The organism is Burkholderia sp. ZZQ-2, from assembly GCF_050768715.1.
In the GTDB taxonomy this organism is placed as follows: Bacteria; Pseudomonadota; Gammaproteobacteria; order Burkholderiales; family Burkholderiaceae; genus Burkholderia; species Burkholderia cepacia.
The window spans coordinates 1-21,334 of the sequence record NZ_LDVA01000121.1; the positions used below are offsets into that span (position 1 = coordinate 1).

Annotated in this window: 23 protein-coding genes; 9 read left to right on the forward strand and 14 right to left on the reverse strand. The window is 68.0% G+C overall.

Going from position 1 to position 21,334, the window contains the following annotated elements:
* Window positions 1-21: 21 nt before the first annotated feature.
* From ABY44_RS07455 to ABY44_RS07465, 3 genes are all read right to left on the reverse strand, one after another.
* Complete coding sequence (locus ABY44_RS07455; RefSeq protein WP_027789226.1) at window positions 22-1,218, reverse strand: phosphoglycerate kinase; 1,197 nt, start codon at window positions 1,216-1,218, stop codon at window positions 22-24.
* A 280-nt stretch (window positions 1,219-1,498) separates the two neighbouring features.
* Window positions 1,499-1,822 (reverse strand): AzlD domain-containing protein, encoded by a 324-nt coding sequence (locus ABY44_RS07460; protein WP_027789225.1) that lies wholly within the window; start codon window positions 1,820-1,822, stop codon window positions 1,499-1,501.
* Window positions 1,819-2,574 (reverse strand): AzlC family ABC transporter permease, encoded by a 756-nt coding sequence (locus ABY44_RS07465; protein ID WP_027789224.1) that lies wholly within the window; start codon window positions 2,572-2,574, stop codon window positions 1,819-1,821. The genes ABY44_RS07460 and ABY44_RS07465 overlap by 4 nt, the downstream gene beginning before the upstream one ends.
* Before the next feature lie 205 nt (window positions 2,575-2,779).
* Between ABY44_RS07465 and ABY44_RS07470 the strand changes: the two genes are divergently transcribed.
* From ABY44_RS07470 to ABY44_RS07495, 6 genes are all read left to right on the forward strand, one after another.
* Window positions 2,780-3,703, forward strand: a complete 924-nt coding sequence (locus ABY44_RS07470) for a branched-chain amino acid transaminase (protein WP_011353071.1) — start codon at window positions 2,780-2,782, stop codon at window positions 3,701-3,703.
* A 50-nt stretch (window positions 3,704-3,753) separates the two neighbouring features.
* The gene (locus ABY44_RS07475; protein WP_006749970.1) at window positions 3,754-3,948 is read left to right on the forward strand and encodes a zinc-finger domain-containing protein; all 195 of its coding nucleotides are present in this window, start codon (window positions 3,754-3,756) and stop codon (window positions 3,946-3,948) included.
* Window positions 3,949-4,094: 146 nt separating this feature from the next.
* On the forward strand, window positions 4,095-5,132 hold the full coding sequence (gene waaF / locus ABY44_RS07480; protein WP_027785312.1) for a lipopolysaccharide heptosyltransferase II: 1,038 nt from the start codon (window positions 4,095-4,097) through the stop codon (window positions 5,130-5,132).
* A gap of 115 nt (window positions 5,133-5,247) precedes the next feature.
* Window positions 5,248-5,694 carry a nuclear transport factor 2 family protein gene (locus tag ABY44_RS07485; protein ID WP_006749968.1) on the forward strand — a complete coding sequence of 149 codons (447 nt, stop codon included), beginning with the start codon at window positions 5,248-5,250 and terminating at the stop codon, window positions 5,692-5,694.
* A gap of 33 nt (window positions 5,695-5,727) precedes the next feature.
* Window positions 5,728-6,765, forward strand: a complete 1,038-nt coding sequence (locus ABY44_RS07490; protein WP_060083074.1) for a hydrolase — start codon at window positions 5,728-5,730, stop codon at window positions 6,763-6,765.
* Complete coding sequence (locus ABY44_RS07495) at window positions 6,758-7,345, forward strand: DUF2946 family protein (protein WP_059699975.1); 588 nt, start codon at window positions 6,758-6,760, stop codon at window positions 7,343-7,345. Before ABY44_RS07490 ends, ABY44_RS07495 begins: the two co-directional genes overlap by 8 nt.
* A gap of 37 nt (window positions 7,346-7,382) precedes the next feature.
* Here ABY44_RS07495 and ABY44_RS07500 read toward each other — a convergent pair whose 3' ends face one another.
* Window positions 7,383-9,077 (reverse strand): M48 family metalloprotease, encoded by a 1,695-nt coding sequence (locus ABY44_RS07500; protein WP_060174916.1) that lies wholly within the window; start codon window positions 9,075-9,077, stop codon window positions 7,383-7,385.
* Window positions 9,078-9,350: 273 nt separating this feature from the next.
* Between ABY44_RS07500 and moaC the strand changes: the two genes are divergently transcribed.
* Together moaC and ABY44_RS07510 are read left to right on the forward strand one after the other, a co-directional pair.
* Window positions 9,351-9,839, forward strand: coding sequence for a cyclic pyranopterin monophosphate synthase MoaC (gene moaC, locus ABY44_RS07505; protein ID WP_027789220.1), 489 nt, complete (start codon window positions 9,351-9,353; stop codon window positions 9,837-9,839).
* Window positions 9,840-9,929: 90 nt separating this feature from the next.
* Window positions 9,930-11,135, forward strand: coding sequence for a hypothetical protein (locus ABY44_RS07510; RefSeq protein WP_060174915.1), 1,206 nt, complete (start codon window positions 9,930-9,932; stop codon window positions 11,133-11,135).
* Window positions 11,136-11,238: 103 nt separating this feature from the next.
* Here ABY44_RS07510 and ABY44_RS07515 read toward each other — a convergent pair whose 3' ends face one another.
* From ABY44_RS07515 to ABY44_RS07560, 10 genes are all read right to left on the reverse strand, one after another.
* Window positions 11,239-11,589, reverse strand: a complete 351-nt coding sequence (locus tag ABY44_RS07515) for a TonB family protein (RefSeq protein ID WP_060174914.1) — start codon at window positions 11,587-11,589, stop codon at window positions 11,239-11,241.
* A gap of 454 nt (window positions 11,590-12,043) precedes the next feature.
* Window positions 12,044-13,822 (reverse strand): PglL family O-oligosaccharyltransferase, encoded by a 1,779-nt coding sequence (locus ABY44_RS07520; RefSeq protein ID WP_060174921.1) that lies wholly within the window; start codon window positions 13,820-13,822, stop codon window positions 12,044-12,046.
* Window positions 13,823-13,975: 153 nt separating this feature from the next.
* On the reverse strand, window positions 13,976-14,572 hold the full coding sequence (locus tag ABY44_RS07525) for a pilin (protein ID WP_027789216.1): 597 nt from the start codon (window positions 14,570-14,572) through the stop codon (window positions 13,976-13,978).
* A 97-nt stretch (window positions 14,573-14,669) separates the two neighbouring features.
* A complete protein-coding gene (locus ABY44_RS07530; protein WP_027789215.1) occupies window positions 14,670-15,374 on the reverse strand; it encodes a TerC family protein in 705 nt (234 codons plus the stop codon).
* A 161-nt stretch (window positions 15,375-15,535) separates the two neighbouring features.
* Window positions 15,536-16,417, reverse strand: a complete 882-nt coding sequence (gene sucD, locus ABY44_RS07535; protein WP_006477916.1) for a succinate--CoA ligase subunit alpha — start codon at window positions 16,415-16,417, stop codon at window positions 15,536-15,538.
* Between the two features lie 68 nt (window positions 16,418-16,485).
* Window positions 16,486-17,652 carry an ADP-forming succinate--CoA ligase subunit beta gene (gene sucC / locus ABY44_RS07540; RefSeq protein ID WP_006755512.1) on the reverse strand — a complete coding sequence of 389 codons (1,167 nt, stop codon included), beginning with the start codon at window positions 17,650-17,652 and terminating at the stop codon, window positions 16,486-16,488.
* 68 nt (window positions 17,653-17,720) lie between these two features.
* Window positions 17,721-18,329 carry a DUF2889 domain-containing protein gene (locus ABY44_RS07545; protein WP_060083079.1) on the reverse strand — a complete coding sequence of 203 codons (609 nt, stop codon included), beginning with the start codon at window positions 18,327-18,329 and terminating at the stop codon, window positions 17,721-17,723.
* Window positions 18,330-18,475: 146 nt separating this feature from the next.
* Window positions 18,476-19,345: a recombination regulator RecX gene (gene recX / locus ABY44_RS07550; RefSeq protein WP_060174913.1), complete on the reverse strand. Its 870-nt coding sequence runs from the start codon at window positions 19,343-19,345 to the stop codon at window positions 18,476-18,478.
* Window positions 19,345-20,415 (reverse strand): recombinase RecA, encoded by a 1,071-nt coding sequence (recA, locus tag ABY44_RS07555; protein ID WP_021160193.1) that lies wholly within the window; start codon window positions 20,413-20,415, stop codon window positions 19,345-19,347. Before recA ends, recX begins: the two co-directional genes overlap by 1 nt.
* Window positions 20,416-20,465: 50 nt before the next feature.
* Window positions 20,466-20,606, reverse strand: coding sequence for a hypothetical protein (locus ABY44_RS07560; RefSeq protein ID WP_153488778.1), 141 nt, complete (start codon window positions 20,604-20,606; stop codon window positions 20,466-20,468).
* Between ABY44_RS07560 and ABY44_RS07565 the strand changes: the two genes are divergently transcribed.
* Window positions 20,605-21,333, forward strand: a complete 729-nt coding sequence (locus tag ABY44_RS07565) for a response regulator transcription factor (RefSeq protein ID WP_059649778.1) — start codon at window positions 20,605-20,607, stop codon at window positions 21,331-21,333. The two genes, ABY44_RS07560 and ABY44_RS07565, sit on opposite strands and share 2 nt — an antisense overlap.
* Window position 21,334 lies beyond the last annotated feature (1 nt).

Consider the following 21,334-nt stretch of genomic DNA (forward strand, 5'->3'; position numbering starts at 1 on the left):
CCCCTGCGCGCGCCGCCACGCTCAGGCCGCCCGCGTTTCGAGCACTTCCACCGCCGGCAGCTTCTTCCCCTCGAGGAACTCGAGGAAGGCGCCGCCGCCCGTCGAGATGTAGCTGACCTGGTCGTGGATGCCGTACTTCGCGATGGCCGCGAGCGTGTCGCCGCCGCCCGCGATCGAGAACGCGGACGATTTGGCGATCGCTTCCGCGAGCGTCTTGGTGCCGTTGCCGAACTGGTCGAACTCGAACACGCCGACCGGGCCGTTCCACACGATCGTGCCGGCCTTCTCGAGCTGGCTCGCGAGCGCCTTGGCCGTATCGGGGCCGATGTCGAGGATCATGTCGTCCGCTTCGATGTCGGCGACCTGCTTCACCGTGGCCACGGCCGTCGGCGAGAATTCCTTGGCCGTCACGACGTCGGTCGGGATCGGCACCGACGCGCCGCGCTCGCGCGCTTCGTCGATGATCGCCTTCGCCTCGGCGACGAGGTCGGCTTCCGCGAGCGACTTGCCGATCGACAGGCCGGCCGCGAGCATGAACGTGTTCGCGATGCCGCCGCCGACGATCAGCTGGTCGACCTTGCCGGCCAGCGACTTCAGGATGGTGAGCTTGGTCGACACCTTCGAGCCGGCGACGATCGCCACCAGCGGGCGGGCCGGGTTGCCGAGCGCCTTGCCGAGCGCGTCGAGTTCGGCCGCCAGCAGCGGGCCCGCGCACGCGACCGGCGCGTACTTCGCGATCCCGTGGGTGGTCGCTTCCGCGCGGTGCGCAGTGCCGAACGCGTCGTTCACGTACACGTCGCAGAGCTTCGCCATCTTCTGCGCGAGCTCGTCCGAATTCTTCTTCTCGCCCTTGTTCACGCGGCAGTTCTCGAGCAGCACGACCTGCCCCGGCGCGACGTTCACGCCGTTCTCGACCCAGTTCGAGACGAGCGGCACGTCACGGCCGAGCAGCTCGGCGAGGCGCTTCGCGACCGGCGCGAGCGAATCTTCCGGCTTGAATTCGCCTTCGGTCGGGCGGCCCAGGTGCGACGTGACCATCACGGCCGCGCCGGCGTCGAGCGCGGCCTGGATGGCCGGCACGGACGCGCGCACGCGCGTGTCCTCGGTGATGTTGCCCTGGTCGTCCTGCGGGACGTTCAGGTCGGCGCGGATGAATACCCGCTTGCCGGCGAGCTGGCCGGCGGCGATCAGGTCGGTAAGACGCTTGACTTGGCTCATGTTGAACAGATTGAAGTAGTGGATGGGGAAAGGGGGTTCACGCTGGACGTGCGCGGGCTGCCGCGAAAGGGCGCCGGATGCGGCCGTGGCTGGCGGTTCGCATGACGCGCACGGGTAAAAAATCTCGAACGGGCATTCTAGCCGATCCACCTGGCAGACTGACCCGTGCGGCGGCGAATTCCGCCTATTTGGGATCGCGCGCGGGAACGGACACATTGCCGCACCGCAGCAATGCACCTGCGCGAGCGGCCGGTGCCCGGCGGGCCTGAACGGCGGCTCATCAGAAGATCAGGCGCAGCGCGGTGAACACGAGCATCCCGACGACGATCGTGCCGAGCATGCTGCGGCGCCACAAAAACCAGCCGAGGCCGGCGAGCGACGCATAAAACGGATGGTTGGACAGCGCGAACGACAGCCCGGCCGGCGTTTCGAGCACGTCGGGCAGCACGACGGCGACGAGCGCGGCGGCCGGCGCGTAGCGTAGCGCCCGCTGCGCGCGTTCGGGCAGCACGGTGCGCTCGCCGCCGATCAGGAACAGCGCACGCGTGACCGCCGTGACGATCGTCATCCCGATGATGACGATCCAGATCTCCGTCGCGCTCATTCGATCTCCTTCTCGTGCACGGTTTCGGTGCGGATGCGCCGCCAGTCGGCCCGTTCGACGAAGAAGTCGGCCGTGCAGCCGGCCGCGAGCGCGGCGAGCACCGCGAGCGGCAGCGCGAGCCGGTACGGCAGGTCGAACGCGACCAGCGACACGATGCCCGCGACCGCGACGGCCGCGAGCGTCGAGCGGTTCGCGACCGCCGACACCATGATCGGGATCAGCGCGAGCGTGCCGGCCAGCTCCAGCCCCCAGCTCGCGGGGAAGAAGCTCGCGAGCAGGATGCCGGCGAGCGACGACACCTGCCACGACAGCCAGCTCGCGAGCGCCATCCCCCAGAAATACGCTTCCTTGCCGGGCACGCGACCGTAGGCGAAGCCCTGTTTCTGGAACAGCAGGTAGATCACGTCGCCGTTGAAATAGCCGATCGCCAGGCGCCGCCACAGCGGCAGGTAGGAGAAATGGGGCGCAAGCCCGGCGCTGAAGATCACGAAGCGCGTGTTGACCATCGCGGCCGTGAGCAGGATGGTCCAGATCGGCAGCTTCGCCGCGAGGAGCGGCAGCACCGCGAGCTGCGACGAGCCCGCGTAGACCAGCAGCGACATCGCGCTCGCCTGCGCGAGCGTCATGACCGACTTGCTCATCGCGATGCCGGTGACGAGGCCCCACGAGAGAATCGCCATCAGCGTCGGGGAATAGTCGCGCGCGCCCTGGATCAGCGCGAAGCGGTCGGTGGCGGACAATCGAGCGAGCATGGGAAGCGGGCCGCGGCGGGCGGTTCGTCGGGCCGCCGGCGCCTCCTGCCGGTACGACCCGTCGTTATTGGAATCGGTACCGGGCGATTATAGCGCCGGCCCCGAGCCGACCGACCGGATCGCCGGCAAATGACGCTAAAATAAGCGTCTTTCCGGCTCAACGCTGCATACAACCCGCTGTACAACTGCTTCCCAGGAGAATCCTATGTCAATGGCCGACCGCGACGGCAAGATCTGGATGGACGGCAAGCTGATCGACTGGCGCGACGCCAAGATCCACGTCCTGACCCATACGCTGCACTACGGCATGGGTGTCTTCGAGGGCGTGCGCGCGTACAAGTCGGCTGACGGCAGCACCGCGATCTTCCGTCTGTACGAGCACACGAAACGTCTGCTGAATTCGGCGAAGATCTTCCAGATGGACGTGCCGTTCGACCGGGAAACGCTCGAAGCCGCGCAGCTGGAAGTCGTGCGCGAGAACAAGCTCGAGTCGTGCTACCTGCGCCCGATCATCTGGGTCGGCTCGGAAAAGCTCGGCGTGGCCGCGAAGGGCAACACGATCCACGTCGCGATCGCCGCATGGCCGTGGGGCGCGTACCTCGGCGAGGAAGGCCTCGCGAAGGGCATCCGCGTGAAGACGTCGTCGTTCACGCGCCACCACGTGAACGTGTCGATGGTCCGCGCGAAGGCGTCGGGCTGGTACGTGAACTCGATCCTGGCGAACCAGGAAGCAACGGCCGACGGCTACGACGAGGCGCTGCTGCTCGACGTCGACGGCTACGTGTCGGAAGGCTCCGGCGAAAACTTCTTCCTGGTGAACAACGGCAAGCTGTACACGCCCGACCTGTCGTCGTGCCTCGACGGCATCACGCGCGACACGGTCATCACGCTCGCGAAGGACGCCGGCATCGAGGTGATCGAGAAGCGCATCACGCGCGACGAGGTCTACACGGCCGACGAGGCGTTCTTCACCGGCACGGCCGCCGAAGTCACGCCGATCCGCGAGCTCGACAACCGCACGATCGGCAGCGGCGCGCGTGGCCCGGTCACGGAAAAGCTCCAGTCGGCGTTTTTCGATATCGTGTCGGGCAAGAACGCGAAGTACGCGCACTGGCTGACGAAGGTCTGAGCGCGCCGCGCCACCGACCGCCCCACAAAAGAGTGATAAGAGAAAGTCTCATGAGTGAAATCAAGGAAATGCCGCTGGTCGAGCTGACGGCCAAGGATCTTCCCGCGTACTGCCCGAACCCGGCCATGGCGCGCTGGAGCGCGCACCCGCGCGTCTTCATCGACGTCTCGCACGGCGAAGCACGCTGCCCGTACTGCGGCACGCGCTACAAGCTGCGCGACGGCGAGGTCGTCAAGGGCCACTGAGCCCCGGCGGCCGGGCCTGCAGGCTTGCAGGCCCGCCGACCCAAGGCGGCGCAGCCGGGCTTCCGGCGCGCCGCCGTTCTCCATTCTGGCAACCCGAACGCGGCGCCTGGGCGCCGCGCTTCATCAAGACATCGGAAGTCGACCTGATGCGTCGAGCGCTGGTTATCGCACCGAACTGGATCGGTGACGCATTGATGGCGCAGCCGCTTTTTGCGCTGCTGAAAAAGCTCCATCCCCGCATCGCGATCGATGCCGTCGCACCCTCGTGGGTCGCGCCCGTGCTCGAGCGGATGCCCGAGATCCACGATGTCTACGCGACCGATCTCGCGCACGGCAAGCTGCAGCTGCTGCGCCGCTGGCAGCTCGCGAGCGACCTGCGCGACGTCGGCTACGACGCGGCGTACGTGCTGCCGAATTCGCTGAAGTCCGCGGTGATCCCGTGGCTCGCGAACATCCCGCTGCGGATCGGCTACACGGGCGAGCACCGCTACGGGCTGCTGAACGTGCGGCACGCGAACCCGACCAAGTCGGGCGAGCGGCCGCCGATGACGACCCACTACGCGGCGCTCGCGTACGCGCCGGGCGCGAAGCTGCCCGAGTCGATGAAGACGCTGCCCGCGCCGCGCCTCGACGCGGACCTGAACGAGACGGCGCGCGTGTCCGCGCGCTTCAACCTCGACACCCGCAAGCCGCTCGTCGTGTTCTGCCCCGGCGCGGAATACGGCCCGGCCAAGCGCTGGCCGCCCGAGCACTTCGCGTCGCTCGCCACCATCGTCCACCAGTCGTTCCCGTACACGCAGATCGTCGCGCTCGGCTCGCAGAAGGACGCCGCGGCCGCGCAGGCGATCGCCGACCACGCGCCGAACGTGCGCAACCTGTGCGGGCAGACGTCGCTGTCGGAGGCATGCGCGCTGATCGCGCGCGCGAACGCGGTGGTCACCAACGATTCGGGGCTGATGCACGTCGCCGCCGCGCTGCGCCGGCCGCTCGTCGCGCTGTACGGCTCGACGGATCCGCGCCACACCCCTCCGCTGTCGGACCTGGCGAAGGTACAATGGCTCCATCTCGAATGCAGTCCCTGCTTCGAACGCGAGTGCCCGCTCGGCCACCTGAAGTGCCTGCGCGAACTCGGTCCCGAGCAGGTATTCGGCGATTTGCGCGGCATGCTCGTCGGGCAACGCTGACCCTGGCCGGCAGCGTCGCACGACGCGCCGGGCAATCCGATTCACCGGTGTACGGCGGCTCCATCCGGGCCGCCGTGCTGAATACGGCGCGCGACGCGCGCGAGAGATAACCCCGATGCCACGTTTTGCCCGCCTCTTCGAAGCCGCCGCCGATACGCTGAACGCTTACTACCAGGCCGTCGCCGATGCCAATCTCGACGCGCTGCTGGGTTTGTGGATCGACGAGGATTTCGCCAGCTGCGTATGGGCGGACGGCGAGCATCTGCATGGCCTCGACCAGATCCGCAGCGGGCTCGCCAACCGGCTCGCCACGCGCCCCGTGACGATCGAGCCGCTCGACATCCGTGTGTACGACAGCCTCGGCACGGTCGTCTATACGATCGCCGAAGCGCATCAGCAGGCCGACCTGACGGCCGAACCCGACATGGTTTTCGCCACGTACGTGATGATTCACGAGCGCGGCGAGTGGCGCATCGCGCATATTCACGCGAGCCCGATTCCCGAACAGGCGGCCGGACAATTCGCCGCGAAGATCCGTCACGGGCAGGGTCCGCTGCACTGACGAAGAACGAAGCAACGCATTAGCGGGGCGATCATGAGTACGGCTTCTCCGCCCACCTCGCCGCTGACCGGGGCCCCGGCCCCCAACGACGATTCATTGCGCTATCGCGCACCGCGCTGGCTGCCGAACAGCCATGCCCAGACCATCGTGCCCGCGCTGTTCGCACGACGCCCGGCCGTCGCTTACCGACGAGAGCGATGGGAAACCCCCGACCACGATTTCATCGATCTCGACTGGGTCGCGCATCTCGACAGCGCGGCGCCGCCGCCCGATGCGCCGCTGTTCGTGCTGTTCCACGGCCTCGAAGGCAGCTCGGGCTCGCACTACGCGCTCGCGATGATGGCCGCCGCGCGCGCAAAGGGCTGGCACGCGGTCGTCCCGCACTTTCGCAGTTGCAGCGGCGAGATCAACCGCCAGCCGCGCTTCTACCATCTCGCCGACAGCGCCGAAGTCGACTGGATCCTGCGCCGGCTCGCCACGCAGCATCGCGGGCCGCTGGTTGCGGCCGGCGTGTCGCTCGGCGGCAACGTGCTGCTGCGCTGGCTCGGCGAGCATCGCAGCGACACGTCGATCCTGCGGGCGGCCGCCGCGATCTCGACGCCGATCGACGTGCACGCGGGCGGGCGCGCGCTGTCGCAAGGCTTCGCGATGGTCTACACGCGCAGCTTCCTGAAGACGCTCAAGCGCAAGGCGCTCGCGAAGCTCGACCAGTATCCGGGGTTGTTCGACCGTGAAGCGATGCTGCAGGCCGTGACGATGCGCGACTTCGACGAGGTCGTGACCGCCCCGCTGCACGGTTTCGCGGACGCGGACGACTACTGGACGAAGGCGACGACCCGGCCGCTGCTGCCGGCGATCGACGTGCCGACGCTGATCCTCAACGCCCGCAACGACCCGTTCCTGCCCGAGTCCGCGCTGCCGGGCCCGGCCGACGTATCGCCGGCCGTCGAGCTCGACCAGCCCGCGGACGGCGGACACGCGGGGTTCATGACCGGGCCGTTCCCCGGCCGTCTCGACTGGCTGTCGGCGCGGGTGTTCGGCTATTGCTCCAAATTCGTCGACCATGGATGACATCGTCAGGCAGGCCCTCGCCAAATGGCCGAACGTGCCGCACTGCACCGGCTGGCTGCTGCTCGACCGGCGCGGCGAATGGCGGCTGCGCGACGACGCGGCCCAGGCGGCCGGCGAGCTCGGCTCGCCGATCCGGCATGCGGCGCTGAACGCGTTCATCGGCCGCAACTACGAATGCGACGCGCAGGGCCAGTGGTTCTTCCAGAACGGACCGCAGCGCGTGTACGTCGAGCTTGCCTATACGCCGTGGGTCGTCCGCCTGGCCGAGCGCGACGGGCAACTCGCGCTCACCGACCAGACCGGTACGCCGTTCGAACCGGACGAAGCATGGCTCGACGACGCGGGCGGCGTGCTGTTTCGCTCGGCCGGCACGGCGCCGCGCATCGCGGCGCTGCACGATCACGATCTCGGGCTGTTCGCCGATCACGCGGATTTCGATGCCGCACCGCCGGTACTGCGCTGGCGCGACGGCCGCACGCTGCCGCTCGGCAGCATCGTCTGCGCGGACGTGCCTGCACGGTTCGGCTACGTCGTCAGCCCGGCACGACAGGCCCGCGACGCGGCCGGCGGCGACGCCTGACCCGCAGCGGCTTCGCGCGCACGGCGCGCGCCGGACGCTACCCGCGGCCGTTCTTCTCGTCGTCGCGCTCTTCCTTGTAGCGCGCCTCGAATTCCAGCAGCCGTGCACCGATCATCGACTGCTCGTAGAACGAGACGTCCTTCGCGTCGCGCGCTTCCTTCAACTGACGAATCGCCGACGGCCACGCGCCGTCGAGCGCAAGCTTCTCCGCGAGCGCGCGGCGCCGCGCCAGCACGTCGCCCTTGCCGTCGCTCGCCTTCGCGAGATAGTCCCACCAGTCCGGCTGCTCGGGGTCGGCCTTCGCCTGCGCGCGCGCCTGCGCCTGCGCGTCGGCGAAACGGCGCGCCGCGATCAGTGCCTGAAGATGCTCGACGATCGCCGCGTGCGACGCCGGCCAGCGCCGCTGCGCGAGCGCCGCGAGCCGCACCGCTTCGTCGGCGCGCCCCGCACGGCGCGCGATGTCGGCGGCCAGCACGTCGAGGCTCGGCGAACTCGTCGCCGGATCGTCCTCGCGCCGCTCGCGCGCGTCGAACGCCGTGCGTGCCGACGCGAGCGCCTTGCCGGCCACGTCGTACTCGCCGAGCTGCGCGTTCGCGAGCGCGATGCCGTACCAGTTCGCCGCGACGTTCGGCGCCGTGCGATCGTCGATCTCGGACTGCATCCGGCGCGCTTCGGCCGCGATGTCGGTCGGCGCGCGGTTCTGCAGGACCCGCAGCCGCGCGCGCACGAACCCGTATTCGGGCGACTGGCGCGGCTGCCGGTAAGGGGCGCGGCGCGCGCGATCCTCCATGTCGGCGATCCGCTCGCCGGTCAGCGGGTGCGTGCGCGCATACGCGGGCACGCCCGCATCGCCCATCGACGCGCGATCGAGCCGCTCGAAGAAGCCCGGCATCCCGTACGGGTCGTAGCCCGCGCCCGCGAGCAACTGGAAGCCGACGCGATCGGCCTCCCGCTCGGCCGAACGCGAGAAGCGCAGCTGGTTGTCCACCGCGTATGCCTGCCCGCCCATCGCGATCGCGCTGCCGAGGTCGCCGCTTCTCGCGAGCACGCCCGCCAGCACGCCGAGCAGCATCGTCGCGAGCGTCGTATAGCCGGTCTTCTCGTTCGCACCGATCATCCGCGCGATGTGCCGCTGCAGCACGTGCCCCATCTCGTGGCCGACCACCGACGCGAGTTCCGACTCCGTCTGCGTCGTGACGACGAGCCCGCTGTTGATCCCGATGAAGCCGCCCGGCATCGAGAACGCGTTGATCTGCGGATCGCGCACCGGGAACAGGTCGAAGTCCGGCGTGTAGCCGCCGATGAAGCGCGCGGCCGCCGCGGCCGCGAGCCGCGCCGCCATCGCATTCAGGTAGTCGCGCACGAGCCAGTCGTCGAGATAGTCGGGATCGCGCCGCACTTCGCGCATCACCCGCTCGCCGAGCCGGCGCTCGGCCTGCGGCGTCAGCGAACCGCCGGAGCCGTCGCCCAGGTCGGGCAACTCGAGCGCGCGAAGCGGCGCGCGCAGGCTCGCGGCCGGTGCCGACGCGCCGCCCGCGTCGGAGAACCGGCTCTCCGCGCCGCCGTACGTACCGAATACGCCGGCCGCGATGCCGGACGGCACGGTGGAAATCGACCGGGCGCCGTCGGCCGCCGCTTCGAGCGGCGGTGCGGACGCACGCTGCGCATGGCCGCTCGGCGGCAACGCGAGCGCCACCGACAGCGACACGGCAAGCAACTGTTTGACACGCATGGCAGGATGAAAACGACGCCGTCCCGCGCGCCGGGCGCGCATCGCGGCGTTTGGTCTGAATATTCGGGTCATTGTACCGGCGCCGCGATGACTGTCCCGTGCCGCGGCGGTGCCATCTGCGCTCCGGCGACGCGAACGCCGCTGCTATGATAAGCGCCCGTTGAAGCGTTGCATCGGGTCGCGGAGCCGGTTTCGGATGCCGCGCGCTGCCCGATCGCGAAGCAGGATCGACGGACGTGCTCGTGCGAGCACGCCGTTCCACTGGAGCACGACATGTCAGGACTCACCCATTTCGACGCCGCCGGCCATGCGCACATGGTCGACGTCGGCGGCAAGCAGGAAACCCAACGCATCGCGATCGCGCGCGGCACGATCCGGATGCTGCCGGCCACGTTCGCACTGATCCGCGACGGCAAGGCCAAGAAGGGCGACGTGCTCGGCGTCGCGCGCATCGCGGCCATCCAGGGCGCCAAGCGCACGGCCGACCTCATCCCGCTGTGCCACCCGCTCGCGCTGACGCGCGTGGCCGTCGATTTCGAGCTCGACGACGCGCTGCCGGGCGTCCACTGCGTCGCGCAGGTCGAGACGTTCGGCCGGACCGGCGTCGAGATGGAAGCGCTGACCGCCGTGCAGGTCGGGCTGCTGACCGTCTACGACATGTGCAAGGCCGTCGATCGCGGGATGGTGATCACCGACGTGAGCGTGCGCGAGAAACGCGGCGGGAAGTCGGGAGACTGGAAGGCGGAAGACGTCGCGGGTTGACCGCCAGCGGTAACAGCCGCCATTCACGGGACAGCGCCGGCCGTAGCGATGCTCCGTTCGAACGATAAAAACCAGAAGAACACCTTACTCATGAAGAATCCCACGCTGAAATGCGCCGCGCCGCTGCTGTGCGCGCTCTTCCTGCTGCCGGCCGTCGCATCGGCCGCCGGCGCCTGCCCCGCCGCCGACACCGCCGCGCGCGCGGCCATCGACGCGCAGCACCGCGTACAGCAGATCCGCAATCCGCCGAGCGACGGGCCCGGCGTCGAGATTTCGCCGCCGCTGCGCGACGCGCTGCGTGCGTACAAGCAGGCGCTCGCCGGCGCGATCGATGCGCGGCTCGCCTGCAGTGACGAACAGGTCGACCCGGCCGCGCTGAAACGCACGCTCGCAGCCGCGCTCGGCGTGCCGGCCCGGCCCGTCCAGCCGAAAGACGGCGAATCGGCGTTCGGCCGCAATCCGGACGTCGACGTCGAACGCGGCGGCACGTCCCGCCCGTTGCTCTTCGTGCGCGCCGGCTTCGACATCGCATGCGGCGACGACAACCTGCTGACCGCCTACGCATGGGAAAACGGCGGCTGGCAGCGCGTGCTGCGCTGGCAGGCCGACGACTACAAGGACATCGGCGGCGCGTACGGCGGCGGCTTCTGGTTCTCGGCGCTGCCCGGCGGGCAGGTTGCGGTCGTCCACGGGACGCCGTGGTGCGCGTCGCGCTGGAGCCGGTTCGCCGCGGACGTGGTCGCACCGGCCAACGGCCCGACCGCGCAACGCGTGCTGTTCCATACCGAGAACAGCTACGTGCTCGACGAAAACCCGATCCGGTTCAAGGTGCGCCCCGACGGCTTCGAGGTGCGCGCGACGGTCGGCTCGATGGACAGCGAAGTGTTGACGCGGCCAGGCGTATTCCGCTATCGCGTCGACGGCGGCACCGTGCAGCGCGTACAACCCGTCGCGCTCAACGGCCGCGATTTCGTCGACGAATGGCTGAATGTGAACGATGCGCAGGCGCGCGAATGGAGCGAACCCGCCGCCGCGGCTGCCGCGCTGAAGGGCCGGCAGGCGTTCGACAAGGCCCGCAAGGCGCCCGGTACCGGGTTCGAGTACGGCCCGGTGCGTGGCTGCTCGGACAGCAAGGACCGCTTTCAGGTCGAACTCGATCTGACGGGCAACACCGGGGAGACGGTTGCGCGGCACTACGCGCAGATTCGTCAGGAACGCAACGGGTTCACGCTGCTCGGGCTGAGCACGGCGGCCGAGCCGGCTTGCCGCGGCGCGAACCTGATGCCGCGGCACTGAACGTCGGGCACGCGCGGCGACTTTCGGCGGCCGTGCGCCACGAAGGGGCTGGCAGGAAACCATACCGGGCGGCAACCGGCACGCACGCCGCGCCGCCCGCGCATCACTTGCCGCGCTGCGGCTCGAACACGAACGGTTGGGTCAGCAGGAACGGATTCGCGGTCGCGCCCGTCTGTACGCAGGTTGCGTGCGTCATCGCGTCGACGGCCGCGCGATCGGCCGCCGCATTACGGCTGCTCGTCGTCACGGTGACGTTCTGCGCTTCGCCGGACGTCGTCATCAGCGCGCGCACGAGCACGGTCGCCGGGCGCGTGAGCGGCTTAGCGGTATCCGGGTAGACGGCGCGCGGAATGTGGCAGGTCAGCTTGCTTTCCTGCGACGACGACAGCATCGCGCAGCCGGAAAACAGCAGCGCGACGGCGGGCAGGATCAGGTAGGTCGAGCGAATAACCATGGTCGAATATCGTTCTTCAGCACTGTTGCGGACGAACGCGCCGCGCGCCGGGGAACATCGCCCGGCCGCATCGCATGCGTCACACCGCGCCGCGGCCATCGGACCGGCGCCCCGTTACGGCCGCACGGCCGATCGATGCGCGGCCGCGATCCTGCGTGGCGGACTTCCCGGGTGGCCCGGTGTTGCCGGTGTTCGCGTCGCCCCTGCCCCACACGGGCCGGCACGCGAGCGCTTTCGCGCATTGTGCACGCGCCGCCCGGCGAGCGGCGGCGATTTGACAATGGTTGACGCGAATCGCCGTGCCTTCAGCCGGAATCCGCGCAATCCACGAGGTAATCGATACGCGGCCGGATTCGCCCGGTTCACGCCGGGCGGTTGCGTTCGGCACGCGCCGCTGGCTCTCGCACGGCGCGGCCCCTGCCGGCATTCCCCGTTCCGGCAGGGGCCGCGCGTATCAATCCGAATCGTCGTCGTCCTCGTCGTCGGCCGCGTCGGCCGGAACTTCGCCGTATTTCGCGACGACCGCCGCCTTGAACGTCTTCAGCGCCGGCTGCTGGTCGCACAGCTTGTACAGCGCCGCCAGTTGTTGCGGCCAGTCCTTCAGCTCCTTCGCGAACACGTGCAGGCGCGCGACGGTGTCGAGCGCATCGGCTTCGCGGCCGGCCAGTGCCTGCAGCACCGCATAGCGGCGCAGCACCGTCTCGCCCGGCAGCAGCGCGATCGCGCGCTCGTGCGCGGCGAGCTTGGCCGGCAGGTCGTCCGCCGAAATCGGGAGCAGCGTGGCCGCGCCGTATTCGCCCCAGGCGCCGAACAGAAACGACGGCGCGTCGCGGTATTGCGCGGCCGGATCGCTGCCGTAATACAGCACCTCCGCGCGCTGGTAATCGCGCAGCACCGGCACCGCCGCCAGCACGCCGCCGACCGACAGCACCGCGAACAGCCCGAAGGCTGCGCGCCCCGGCAAGAAACGCAGCGGCTTCACGTCGAGCAGCCCGATCACGAACATCGCCGGCAACAGGAAGAACATGTACTGCTGCGGATACTCGACCAGCGCATGCATCAGCAGGATGCCGATCAGCGCGAAGCCGAACACGCGCATGCTCGACTGCGGCGCGCGCACCGCACGCACGAACCACGTCACGAGCGCGACGACGAGCACGCCCAGCCCGACGAGACCGGACTTCGCGAGCAGGTCGATGAAGATGTCGTGCGAGTTGTTCGCGATCTCGACGCCGCCCAGCGAGCGCACGAGCGCGAACTGGTGTGACGGGAACTCGCCCCAGCCGACACCGAGCAGCGGGTGCTCGCGGAACATCGCGAGCCCGTACTTCCACAGTGCGAGGCGCGGCGCGATCTGCCCCGCGTCACGCATCCGGTCGGCCGCGGATTCCGCGAGGTTCAGGTGAAAGTGCACGTTGGCCCAGCGCACCGCGACGTTCACCGCGATGAACGCCACCGCGAGCACGACCGGGATCAGCCACGCGCGCGCATTGCCCGGTGCTCGGCGCGTTTCGAGCCACGCCATCCAGAAGCCCGCGACGACCATCACCGCGACCTGCAGCCACGGCCCGCGCGACACCGTCAGCGCAAGGCCGACCGACAGCACGAGCGACAGCGCGAGCCACGCCCATACCGCGAGCCGGCGCGTCTGCACGAGATACAGCGCGCCCGCAAGCGCGAACGCGATGTAGCTGGCCAGATGGTTAGCCTGCGCCATGTTGCCGTACGGGCGGCGGTCGACCGCGACGTTGTACATCACGACGAACGGCGACAGCGCCGACTCGAGGTGGAACAACTGCACGATCTGGGTGCCGACCGCGAACACGCCGCCGACGAGCAGCGCGCCGGCCATCATCCGCGACACGGCCTCGGCCAGCCCGTCGCGCGCGAGCGTAAAACCTGCCTGCATCGCGACCAGCGCGGCGGCGAGATAGCCGACCGCGAGCCAGTTCATCGACGGCACCTTGAGCGGAATCAGCGCGACCTGCGCGATGAGCACCACCGCGAACCCGAGCGGCGCAACGAATGCGGCCGGCGCGGCGAACGGTTCGGCCGGGCGACCGGTGCGCGCGAGCAGCACGACGGACACTCCCACCAGCAGATACAGCACCAGCGCGGAAAACTCGGAATAGAAGGTCGGGATCGGATACGTGTGATTCGTGATCGCGTACGGCACGATCAGGGCGACAGCCAGCGCAACGAGCGGCAACGAACGGGAAAAAGTAGAAGGCATGAGCGAACCGGATGTCAGCAACCGGCGCACTATACAAAACTTTCCCCCCTCTGTGCGGGGCCTTCGCGCCGCGCCCCGGCGCGGCGCGGCCGCCCCGGCCGACCGAAGCGGCGGCCGGCATGCTGCCCGTGCCGCCCTGCTCCGCTGCCGGCACTACGCGCGGCACTCCGCCGGCGCATATTTCGCAGGCAGCGTCGCGGCATCGCCCGGCAACGGCCCGGCTCCCGGCGCCGGCAGCGACGACGCGTCCTTGCCGGCGGCGAAGCACTCCCACGCGATCGCGCCGGCCTGCATCGCGCCCTTTTTGAGCGGCACGCGTGCGGTGGGCGCGTCGGCCTTGTCGGGCGCGGACGGCACGAGCACCAGCGTATTGGCGCCCGCCGCCGCGACGCGCGTGGTGAAGGCGACCGTGATCTGGCCGGTCTCGCCGTCGATCGCGACGGATTCGACGTTACGGGTTGCGGCTGGCGGGCTGTAACCGCCGTCGAGGCCCGCGCCGCTCGCGGCGTTGTCGGCGACGGCCAGCCGCGCGGACGACGCGAGCGCGAGCCCCTCGCCGACACGCGAGCGCGCAAGGTAATCCTGGTATGCGGGAATCGCATAGGCGGCGATCACGCCGACGATCGCGAGCACGATCATCAGTTCGATCAGCGTGAAGCCGGCCGGCCGCCAGCGCGGCGACGACCGGTTTGCGCGCCGCAGGTCGGCGGCAACACGACGGAACAGGGAAACGGAAAAGGCTTCGAACATGGCAGGCTCCGGAAACGAAAAACGCCTGCCGTTAAAGGCAGGCGTCTCGATCGTAGCCAGCAGGCCGTGAATCCGGCAGTCGGCCGGATGGCCAGTGTCAGTGCGCGCGCGGTGCGCCGCTGCGCCGCCTGAGCGCGTAACCGATCGCCACGACGAACAGCGCGCCCGCGATGCTCGCCCCGTAGAGCACCGGCTGCGTGTCGAGCACCGGCCAGCGGTCGCCGACCGGGTCGTTCACGATCAAGCCGCCCGCGATCCAGCCGAGCAGCCCGGCGCCGAGCGCCACGACGATCGGGAAACGGTCGAGCAGCTTCAGCACCAGCGTGCTGCCCCACACGATGATCGGCACGCTGACGACGAGCCCGAAGATCACGAGCGGGATCCGGTGCGACGGGTCGGCCTGCTCGGCCGCGCCGGCGATCGCGATCACGTTGTCGAGGCTCATCACGGCGTCGGCGATCACGATCGTCTTCACGGCGTCCCACAGCCGGCTGGCCGGCTTGATGTCGTCGTGCGCGTCGGCGGCCGGCGCCATCAGCTTGATGCCGATCCACAGCAGCAGCAACCCGCCGCCGAACTTCAGGAACGGCACGTCGAGCAGCGCAACCGCGAACGTGATCAGCGCGACGCGCAGCAGGATCGCACCCGCGGTGCCCCAGACGACACCGCGCAGCCGCTGGTTCGCGGGCAGGTTGCGACATGCGAGCGCGATGACGACCGCGTTGTCGCCGCCGAGCAGGATATCGATGATGACGATCTGGAGCACGGCGCCCCAGTGCAGCGACGTCAGGAATTCGAGCATGGGGTGATGTGCAGGACAGTGGCGGCCTGGCAGGCGGCCGGGTTCATCGCCGGCACATGCACGACGCATGTCCGGTGGGTGCTTACGAATTCATTGCGCGAGCATAACAAAAAACGCCGGCAAGGCCGGCGTTTTTTGCAGGACGAACCCAGGGGGAAATATTACAGCGCCTTCTTCAGCAGACGGCCCATTTCCGACGGGTTGCGCGTGACGGTGATGCCGCACGCTTCCATGATTTCCAGCTTCGCTTCGGCCGTATCCGCACCGCCCGAGATCAGCGCGCCGGCGTGGCCCATGCGCTTGCCCGGGGGCGCCGTGACGCCAGCGATGAAGCCGACGACCGGCTTCTTCATGTTGTCCTTGATCCACTCGGCGGCATTGGCTTCGTCCGGACCGCCGATTTCGCCGATCATCACGACTGCGTCCGTATCCGGATCGTCGTTGAACATCTTCATCACGTCGATGTGCTTCAGACCGTTGATCGGGTCGCCGCCGATACCGACTGCCGACGACTGGCCGAGGCCCAGTGCCGTCAGCTGCGCAACCGCTTCATACGTCAGCGTGCCCGAACGCGACACGACGCCGATGCGGCCCTTGCGGTGGATGTGACCCGGCATGATGCCGATCTTCAGTTCGTCCGGCGTGATCGTGCCCGGGCAGTTCGGCCCGAGCAGCAGCGTCTTGCGGCCTTCGCGACGCATGCGGTCCTTCACTTCGATCATGTCGCGCACGGGAATGCCTTCCGTGATGCAGATCGCGAGATCGAGGTCGGCTTCGACCGCTTCCCAGATCGCAGCAGCTGCGCCTGCAGGCGGAACGTAGATGACCGACACGGTCGCGCCGGTTTCTGCCTTCGCTTCCTTGACGCTCGCGTAGATCGGAATGCCTTCGAAATCTTCGCCGGCCTTCTTCGGGTTCACGCCCGCGACGAATGCTTCGCGGCCGTTTGCGTATTCACGGCAGGCGCGCGTATGGAACTGACCGGTCTTGCCGGTAATGCCCTGCGTGATGACCTTCGTGTCCTTGTTGATCAGAATCGACATGTATTTTGACCTCTGTTCGATTGGCGTCGCGTGCAAGCCGCGCCGCCATACCTATTCATTGAGCGCGCTTACTTGCCTGCGGCAGCCGCGACAACCTTCTGCGCAGCCTCTTCCATGCTGTCAGCCGAGATGATCGGCAGGCCCGAATCGGCCAGCATCTTCTTGCCGAGGTCTTCGTTCGTGCCCTTCATGCGCACGACGAGCGGCACGTTCAGGTTCACGGCCTTCGAACCGGCGATCACGCCTTCCGCGATCACGTCGCAGCGCATGATGCCGCCGAAGATGTTCACGAGGATCGCCTTCAGGTCCGGGTTCTTCAGCATCAGCTTGAACGCTTCCGTGACCTTCTCGGTCGTCGCGCCACCGCCGACGTCCAGGAAGTTCGCCGGTTCGCCGCCGAACAGCTTGATGGTGTCCATCGTCGCCATCGCGAGGCCTGCGCCGTTCACGAGGCAGCCGATGTTGCCGTCGAGCGAGATGTACGCGAGGTCGAACTTCGACGCTTCGATTTCAGCCGGATCTTCTTCGTCCAGGTCGCGGTAAGCGACGATTTCCGGGTGGCGGAACAGCGCGTTCGAGTCGAAGTTGAACTTCGCGTCGAGTGCGATGACCTTGCCGTCGCCAGAGACGTTCAGCGGGTTGATTTCAGCCAGCGATGCGTCGGTTTCCCAGAATGCCTTGTACAGGCCTTGCAGGATCGCGCGCGCTTGCGGAATCGATGCGGCCGGCACGCCGATCTTCGCGGCGAGGTCGTCGGCTTGCGCGTCGAGCAGGCCCGTCGACGGCTCGACGATGACCTTGTGGATCAGTTCCGGGTGCTTTTCGGCGACTTCTTCGATGTCCATGCCGCCTTCGCTCGAACCCATCAGCACGATCTTCTGCGAGATGCGGTCGACGACGAGGCTGACATACAGTTCCTGCTTGATGTCCGCGCCTTCTTCGATCATCAGACGGTTGACCTTCTGGCCTTCCGGACCGGTCTGGTGCGTGACGAGCTGCATGCCGAGGATCTGGTTCGCGTATTCGCGGACCTGCTCGATCGACTTCGCCACCTTCACGCCGCCGCCCTTGCCACGGCCACCCGCGTGAATCTGAGCCTTCACGACCCATACCGGGCCGCCGAGCTCTTCTGCCACCTTGACGGCCTCGTCAACCGAGAACGCCGGCTTGCCGCGCGGTACCGCGACTCCGAATTTCCGCAGGATTTCCTTACCCTGGTACTCGTGAATCTTCATGCGTGATTCCCTTCAGTCTGAGAGTTGGATGAAAAGTCGCTTTAGACGCTTCTTCGAATGATTTCCGTTCATTCCTTCGTGCTGCCATCACCGGGCAAATCCGGCCGAAGCGGGCCATACCACCGCGGGTAATACTGCCGCACGACCTCGCCGTCGAACCGCAACGCCCGGCAGCGGCCGAGCTGGAAAGGCGGTTCGGCGTGCACGTCGCCCTGATCCGGCCCTTCGCCGCCCTCCTCGCGCACGTTCCACACGTCACCGGCGAACGCCTGGATCGCTGCCGTCGGCAGCACGGCGCACAGTTCGGTGAGATGGGAACAGCCTGCGACGCCGGCGAGCAGCCGGTTCGCGTTGCGGCGGAAATTGCGGAAGAGGTTGAGCCCGATGAGGGCCCGATAGGCGGGGGAAGCGGATTGACAGTGACCGGGATAGGGAACCCATTCCGAAGACGCTTCGGCGTCGACGACATTGAGGTCACGATCGATAGTCACGCGCAGCCAGAGTTCGTGGATCGGCAGGCCCTGGGGCCGGATGCCCGACGCAAGCGCGACATCGCGCGGCTTGTGGTCGGTCAGGCAGGCTTCGATGTCCCACAAGCCGTCGCCGCGCTCGTAAGCTTCCGCTCGGATTGCGCGTCGATGTCGCAACTGACGGGGCACGGGCTCGGATAGCGGCATGCTGGAGGTTGAGGCCGAAGAGGAAAACCCACGGATTTTAGCATATTGGGTATTTGAGACACTTTGACGCGACGGCGGGTATTCCCGCCTGTCCGGAAGCAGTTGCGTTGCAGCAAAATCGCGCGCCACGCGCGCGATCGGCACGGTCAGTCGTCGATCGGGAAATCGTCGCCGACCTTCAGCAACTTCACGATGGTCGCGCTCGAGAAGCCTCGCGCGGCGAGAAAGCGCGCCTGCTTCGCCCGCTCGGCCGGTGTTTGCGGCAGTGCACCGAATTTCTTGCGCCAGACCGCCTGCGCACGTGCCCATTCGGTCTCGCGAAGCTGCGCGTTCACCTCTTCGACGAGCGTGTCGCCGACCGCATGGCGCTTCAGCTCGCTGACGATGCGTGCGACGCCGACACGCGACGCGCGGCGATGCACGAGACTCTCCGCAAAACGCGCATCGGACAGCCAGCCTTCCTGTTCCAGCGCATCGAGCACGGGTTCGACGGATTCGTCTTCGCCGACGTAGGGCGCGAGCTTGCGCGCGAGTTCCGCGCGGCTGTATTCACGCCTGGACAGATAGCCGAGCGCACGCCCCTTCAAGGACCGCGGCGGCTTCGACGATTTACGTTCGCCGGCGGCGGGCGCATCACCGGAAGACGTGCCGGCAGAAGCACCCGACGCTCGACGCGTGCGGCGCGGATGCTGGCTGCTGCGCGTGTAGACATCTTCCCTGGCCGGCGCCGACGCATCGGCTGTGCGATCGCCAGGGAAACTGACACCGGAGACGCGACGACGAGAGCGGTCGTGCGCGTCGAACGATTCATCGTCGTCGAACGGATCGTCTGGTGCGGCAATCTCAAACGAAACGAGGGCATCGTCGGATGCCCTCGTCGCGGTGCGGTTCGCGGCATGGCTGCCCGCGACCCGCCGATCGGCGCTCGAGGATCCAGCTCGCCGGCCGGGGCGACCCGCCGCTTCGGGCGCGTCGCTCTCCTCCGGCTCGCCAGCCTGACCTCGGCGCCCGACCATCACTCTTCTTCGTCCACCGCCTCGGCTTCGTTGCCTGCACCATCGGGCATTGCGACGACGCCGAGCGATTCGCGGATGCGGTTCTCGATCTCGCGCGCGATTTCCGGATTCTCGCGCAGGAATTCACGCGCGTTGTCCTTGCCCTGGCCGATCTTCTCGCCGTTGTAGCTGTACCAGGCGCCGGCCTTGTCGACGATCTTCGCCTGCACGCCGAGATCGATGATCTCGCCCTGACGCGAAATGCCTTCGCCATACAGGATGTCGAAGATCGCTTCGCGGAACGGCGGCGACACCTTGTTCTTGACGACCTTCACGCGGGTTTCGTTGCCGATCACCTCGTCGTTCTTCTTGATCGAGCCGATCCGGCGGATGTCGAGACGCACCGACGCATAGAACTTCAGCGCGTTACCGCCCGTCGTGGTTTCCGGGTTACCGAACATCACGCCGATCTTCATACGAATCTGGTTGATGAAGATCACGAGGCAGTTCGTGCGCTTGATCGTGCCGGTCAGCTTGCGCAGCGCCTGCGACATCAGGCGGGCCTGCAGGCCCGGCAGCGAATCGCCCATCTCGCCTTCGATTTCGGCCTTCGGCACGAGCGCCGCGACCGAGTCGATGACGATCATGTCGATCGAGCCCGAGCGCACCAGCGCATCGGTGATTTCGAGCGCCTGCTCGCCGGTGTCCGGTTGCGAAATCAGCAGCTCCGGCACATTCACGCCGAGCTTCGACGCGTACTGGACGTCGAGCGCGTGCTCGGCGTCGATGAACGCTGCGGTGCCGCCCAGCTTCTGCAGCTCGGCGATGACCTGCAGCGTGAGCGTGGTTTTACCGGACGATTCCGGGCCGTAGATCTCGACCACCCGGCCGCGCGGAAGGCCGCCGACGCCAAGCGCGATGTCGAGGCCCAGCGAACCCGTGGAGACGACCTGGATATCTTCCGCCGCCTCGCCGTCGCCCATGCGCATGATCGAGCCCTTGCCGAACTGCTTCTCGATCTGGGCAAGCGCGGCGGCCAGCGCCTTGCTCTTCTCGGCGGTCATCCCGGAGCCCTTCTTGCTATCTTCCATGAATCGTCCTTTGCTATGATGAGCAGCGTCTGTCAGAGGCGCGCCCGCTTTCAAGCGCCGCCCACGAATGCAGACACTGTATAAAAAAACAGTGTTTTGTGCAAGCCCGCAATGCAGGCTGCGTTGTACACGAATAACTTCGGAGACAGCCGGCCGGCGCGAACGCCCTGCCGGCCATCGGTCAGCACCATGCGAATTCTCATCGCGGAAGACGACAGCATACTCGCGGACGGCCTCACCCGGTCACTCCGCCAATCGGGCTATGCGGTCGACCACGTGAAGAGCGGCGTCGATGCCGATACGGCACTGTCGATGCAGACGTTCGACCTGCTGATCCTCGACCTCGGGCTCCCGAAAATGTCCGGGCTCGACGTGCTCAAGCGCCTGCGCGCCCGCAATTCCAACCTCCCCGTGCTGATCCTGACGGCCGCCGACAGCGTCGACGAGCGCGTGAAGGGACTCGACCTCGGCGCCGACGACTACATGGCCAAGCCGTTCGCGCTCAACGAGCTCGAGGCGCGCGTGCGCGCGCTGACCCGGCGCGGTGCGGGCGGCGGCCCGACCGTCGTGCGCCACGGCTCGCTCGCGTTCGACCAGGTCGGCCGCATCGCGTACGCGAACGATCGCGTGCTCGACCTCTCCGCGCGCGAGCTCGGCCTGCTCGAGGTGCTGCTGCAGCGGATCGGCCGGCTCGTGTCGAAGGAGCAGCTCGTCGACCATCTGTGCGAATGGGGCGAGGAAGTCAGCAACAACGCGATCGAAGTCTACGTGCACCGGCTGCGCAAGAAGATCGAACCCAGCGGCGTACGGATCTCGACCGTGCGCGGCCTCGGCTACTGCCTCGAGAAGGCGGCGCCGGCCACGCCCGCCGACTCGGCCGCGCCCCAGCCCGCGGTGGCCGGCACGCCGCTGCGCTGAC